1 tRNA gene and 3 rRNA genes are annotated in these 5,546 nt (G+C 56.8%); all 4 read right to left on the bottom strand.

The features are described from left to right. Nucleotides 1-104 precede the first annotated feature (104 nt). A 5S ribosomal RNA gene (gene rrf, locus U5919_RS15760) occupies nucleotides 105-226 on the bottom strand. A 250-nt stretch (nucleotides 227-476) separates the two neighbouring features. After that, a 23S ribosomal RNA gene (locus tag U5919_RS15755) occupies nucleotides 477-3,401 on the bottom strand. Nucleotides 3,402-3,707: 306 nt separating this feature from the next. Further along, nucleotides 3,708-3,779: transfer RNA gene (locus tag U5919_RS15750), tRNA-Ala, on the bottom strand. 113 nt (nucleotides 3,780-3,892) lie between these two features. Next, nucleotides 3,893-5,365 (bottom strand): 16S ribosomal RNA (locus U5919_RS15745). Together the 16S, 23S and 5S rRNA genes with 1 tRNA gene alongside form the textbook arrangement of a ribosomal RNA operon. Nucleotides 5,366-5,546: the final 181 nt, after the last annotated feature.

The raw sequence follows: 5,546 nt of genomic DNA, 5'->3' as shown, positions 1-5,546 counted from the left end.
TCACCGCGTGCGTTTCGAAATGAAAAGAGCCCACGAGACGCGCTGTCTCGTGGGCTCTCTGGTGGGGATGTTTCTCGGGGGAGTGTGGGGTATGTGGTATGAGTGGGTGGCGGCGAGTCCGTGTTCCCAGAGGATCGCTCACTCCAGTACTTGCGCACACGCTGGCAGGCTTAACTTCCGTGTTCGGGATGGGTACGGGTGGATCCCTGCCGCTGTGGCCGCCGTAATGCCGACTGATGGACTCGAACCATCTATACCTTCCGAGTCTGTCCTCGGAAGCTAGTGACCGTCGTCGGTCAATCCGACTGATCTGATCTGATTTGCTATGGGCGTTTAGATACCATTGTAGTGCGCGCAATCCAGTTTCCGCCTGAACCCGTTCTCACGTGGTGAGTTCGGTTTCGTGTGGTCGTCGTCACGTCCTGTGTGTTCAGTGTCAGTGAACGATGAGTCTGACGACACCAATTCTCAATGTATGAGTGTGGCTTTGGACTGTTAGTGCTCGCGGGCTTAACACCTCGTTGCCTCGGTGCGTACACCCCGAGTCTATCTAACTCGTCTTCTACGAGTGTCCTCGGTGGCACTTCTTTTTGAGGTGGGTTTCGAGCTTAGATGCGTTCAGCTCTTACCCCGTGGTGCGTGGCTGCTCGGCATCTGCCCTCTCGGACAACCGATACACCAGCGGCACCCAATCGTAGTTCCTCTCGTACTATACGATCGTTCCTCTCAAGTACCAATACACCCCCAATAGATAGCAGCCGACCTGTCTCACGACGGTCTAAACCCAGCTCACGACCTCCTTTAATAGGCGAACAACCTCACCCTTGCCTGCTTCTGCACAGGCAGGATGGAGGGAACCGACATCGAGGTAGCAAGCCACCCGGTCGATATGTGCTCTTGCGGGTGACGACTCTGTTATCCCTAAGGTAGCTTTTCTGTCATCAACGGGCCCCATCCAGGAGCCTCGTTGGTTCGCTAGACCACGCTTTCGCGTCAGCGATCCTCGTTGGGAAGATCACTGTCAGACTTCCGTGTGCTCTTGCGCTCTTCTCCGGGTTTCCGACCCGGGTGAGGAAATCTTTGGGCGCGCTCGATATCTTTTCGAGCGCGTACCGCCCCAGTCAAACTGCCCGGCTACCGGTGTCCTCCGCCAGGAGTGAGAGTCGCAGTCACTAACGGGTAGTATTTCACGGCTGGCTCGGTGGCCCGCTAGCGCGGGTACCTGTGTAACGCCTCCTACCTATGCTGCACATCAGCGACCACGTCTCAGCGACAGCCTGCAGTAAAGCTCTATAGGGTCTTCGCTTCCCCTTGGGGGTCTCCAGACTCCGCACTGGAACGTACAGTTCACCGGGCCCAGCGTTGGGACAGTGACGCTCTCGTTGATCCATTCATGCAAGCCGCTACTGAAGCGGCAAGGTACTACGCTACCTTAAGAGGGTCATAGTTACCCCCGCCGTTGACGGGTCCTTCGTCCTCTTGTACGAGGTGTTCAGATACCCGCACTGGGCAGGATTCAGTGACCGTACGAGTCCTTGCGGATTTGCGGTCACCTATGTTGTTACTAGACAGTCGGAGCGTCCGAGTCACTGCGACCTGCTCGGTGAAAAGCAGGCATCCCTTCTTCCGAAGGTACGGGACTAACTTGCCGAATTCCCTAACGCCGGTTGCTCCCGACGGGCCTTGGCTTTCGCTGCCTGAGCACCTGTGTCGGATCTCGGTACGATCATCGTACGTCTTTTCACGGGCTCTCGGTACCAGCAACTTGCGCTGTCTCACAATTCGATCGCTTCTTGCCGTTACGGCGTCCACGATCTTCTGTGATTCGACGGGGCGAAGGCCCCGCTTGCTGTTTCCAAAAGCGTCGACGTTGTTGTACGATGGCACTGGAATATTAACCAGTTTCCCGTTTGTCCTAGTCGAGTTACGGTAGGACTTAGGATCGGCTAACCCTCGGCTGATTGGCAGTGCCGAGGAACCCTTGCTCATAAGGCCGTCGGGGGTCTCACCCGACTCTCGCTGCTACTGTGACCAGGATTTTCGTTACTGTACGGTCCACGCGAGCTCTCGCCCGTGCTTCCGCCCGAACAGTACGCCAAGCCTACTAGGTCGTCCATTCAAGGACGCTGCCAGGTCTCGGTGGTAGATTTGAGCCCCGATCATTTTGGGCGCCTCGAACCTCGGCCGGTAAGCTGTTACGCTTTTCTTAGAGGGTAGCTGCTTCTAAGCTCACCTCCCGGCTGTTTAGGGCTCGAGACCACCTTCGGTTGCACTTAATCTACACTTGGGGACCTTAACCCGGCTCTGGGTTGTCTCCCTCACGGTACACAGGCTTACCCCGCATACCGGATTCCCAACGTCTACGACGTCTGCAAGTTCGGAGTTTGACAGGACGGCCGACTCCTCTCGGAGGCGGTTCGTCCAATCGGTCGCTCTACCTCGCAGACTATCTCAGTTGAGGTCATGCTTCGACATGTTTCGGCTGGAACCAGCTGTTGCCGAGTTCGATGGGCCTTTCACCCCTACGCACGGGTCACGAGAGGGTATTGTAGGACACCAACTCTTGCAGGCCTCCACGCAGCTTTCGCCACGCTTCACCTTGCCCGCGCGTAGATCACTCGGTTTCGGGTCGCATCAGTATGACTCCCCGCGCTTGAACACGGCGGCCCTGGCCTCGAAGAGGCTGCGGCCATGTCGGTTTCCCTGTGCCTGCCCGGATACTCCGGTTAGGCTTGCCATACGGATGCACTCCCTGGGTCGTTTTTCAAAACGCACGACGCGACACCGGCTTCCTCGAATTCCTACTGGTGGGTTGCCCCACGCTCGTTTTTTCGAGGACCTTGTATGCCTCGTCGTTCTATCACTGACTGAGTTCAGGCCCTATTGCACCGCCCTGTTCGGGGTGCTTTTCAGCGTTCGCTCACGCTACTTGTTCGCTATCGGTCTCGAGGAGTCGTTTAGTCTTCGCAGTTGATGCCTGCGATATTCACGAGGGATATCCAACCCTCGATACTCTGGAGGTAGTCCGGAAACACGCGTTCACGGTACGGGGCTGTCACCCTGTATCGCACTCCGTTCCAGGAGATTTCTCGTGAGGTTGTGTTTCGTTATGACTAGTCCGAACACCACATTTCCGTTCTAGGAACGGATTCGGTTTGGACTGTGTCGCGTTCACTCGCGGTTAGTAACGACATCGCGGTTTGCTTTCTGTTCCTGCTCCTACTGAGATGTTTCAATTCGGAGCGTTCCCCATTGCGCGAAGCAATTGCGGTGGGGATTCCCATTCGGAGATCCCGAGTTCTTAGTCTCCGTGCGACTCCCTCGGGCTTTTCGCAGCTTGGCACGTCCGTCGTCGGCTCTCGAGCCGAGCCATTCACCAGCCAGTACAGTAGCCAGTTTGAGTGTCGTCTTCGTCTTCGTCTTCGTCTGTCACTGTATTGTTGGATAGTGATCTGTGACGTCCACAGTTAGATCCGTTCTCACGCGGTGTGAGGACGGGTTCAGTGGGCGTCTGGATTGCGCGCGTACAATGGTTGTCATTGAACGTCCGGTGGCGTCCGGAGCGTCCGTCGAACCCTTCCTATCCGCGTTTTCACGGGATAGTGCATCAGTTCTGTCCACTCCAGTCGAGTGTTCGGGATCACTTAAGGGGCTCGTTTCGGTGAGCGCCCTGTGAAGCGATCTCGTGTCTCGAGTGGAGTGGGTTATGGACCCGCTGGGATTTGAACCCAGGGCGTCCTCCTTGCAAAGGAGGTGCTCTACCGCTGAGCTACGGGCCCGTGTTAGCCTTGGTGGTTCTAAAGTGCCTGTCTGGCGTTTGTGTTCCGTGAACGGGTTTTCGCCACGCGATGAGTGAAAGTGAGCCACCCTCGTCGGGGTGGTCTCGGTCTGTAGGAGGTGATCCAGCCGCAGATTCCCCTACGGCTACCTTGTTACGACTTAAGCCCCCTTGCGAAGCCCAGATTCGACCATCTTGCGATGGCCTCATCCGGACCTCACTCGGGTGCTTTGACGGGCGGTGTGTGCAAGGAGCAGGGACGTATTCACCGCATTCTTGTGAAATGCGATTACTACCGAATCCAGCTTCATGAGGACGAGTTTCAGTCCTCAATCCGAACTACGATCAAGTTTCGGAGATTAGCGCCCTCTTTCGAGGTGGCAACCCATTGTCTTGACCATTGTAGCCCGCGTGTAGCCCAGCCCATTCGGGGCATACTGACCTACCGTTGCCCATTCCTTCCTCCAGTTTGGCACTGGCAGTCCTCATAATGTACCCAGCCAGTCGAAACTGCTGCTGGCAATTAGGAGTGTGGGTCTCGCTCGTTGCCTGACTTAACAGGACGCCTCACGGTACGAGCTGACGGCGGCCATGCACCTCCTCTCTACAGCGTCGTGGCGAGGTCATCAACCTGACCGTCATTACTGTAGTCGGGGCTGGTGAGATGTCCGGCGTTGAGTCCAATTAAACCGCAGGCTCCTCCGGTTGTAGTGCTCCCCCGCCAATTCCTTTAAGTTTCATCCTTGCAGACGTACTTCCCAGGCGGTTCGCTTCTCGGCTTCCCTACGGCACAGCACAGGCGCGTAGCCTGTGCCACACCTAGCGAACATCGTTTACGGCTAGGACTACCCGGGTATCTAATCCGGTTCGAGACCCTAGCTTTCGTCCCTCACTGTCGGATCCGTCTTCTCGAGATGCTTTCGCCATCGGTGGTCCGTCCGGGATTACAGGATTTCACTCCTACCCCGGACGTACCTCTCGAGCCTTCCGGTCCCAAGCCTTGAAGTTTCCGCCGGACGCCCACACGTTGAGCGTGTGGATTTCCCGACGGACTTTCGAGGCCAGCTACGGACGCTTTAGGCCCAATAAGATTGGCCATCACTTGAGCTGCCGGTATTACCGCGGCGGCTGGCACCGGTCTTGCCCAGCTCTTATTCGTGTACCGCCCTACGGTACACAAAAGCGAGGACGATATGCCCTCGCACTCGGAGTCCCCTTATCGCACTGTCGTGCAGTGTAAAGGTTTCGCGCCTGCTGCGCCCCGTAGGGCCCGGAATCTTGTCTCAGATTCCGTCTCCGGGCTCTTGCTCTCACAACCCGTACCGATTATGGGCACGGTGGGCCGTTACCCCACCGTCTACCTAATCGGCCGCAGCCTCATCCTACAGCGCTAACGCGTTTGTCACTCTCGGTGTTCAAACAGGAGAGTTCTATCACGAATTAGCCTCAGTTTCCCGAGGTTATTCGCGTCTGTAGGGTAGATTGGCCACGTGTTACTGAGCTTTTCGCCACGAGTGTGAACTCGTGCGACTAGCATGGCTAAATCGGACTCCGATAGCAATGGCCTCCGGCAGGATCAACCGGAATGGGTCCCTCCCCGAAGGGAGGGGGGTGTGGCGGGATTTCCTCTCCGTGAAGAGAGGAGATCACCAAATATCATTGCGTGGTCCGTTCAGTGGTTCAGTGGACACCAGACAGGTGTCACCGAACCACCAAGGCTAACATCAGATCCCATCTGTACGGCGGACCGCAGGGGTGGAATCCTCAT

The organism is Halobellus sp. LT62 (assembly GCF_037031285.1).
Lineage (GTDB): Archaea > Halobacteriota > Halobacteria > Halobacteriales > Haloferacaceae > Haloquadratum > Haloquadratum salinisoli.
Note: the sequence above shows the minus strand (reverse complement) of the source record. Positions and strands in the feature narration are given on the sequence as shown.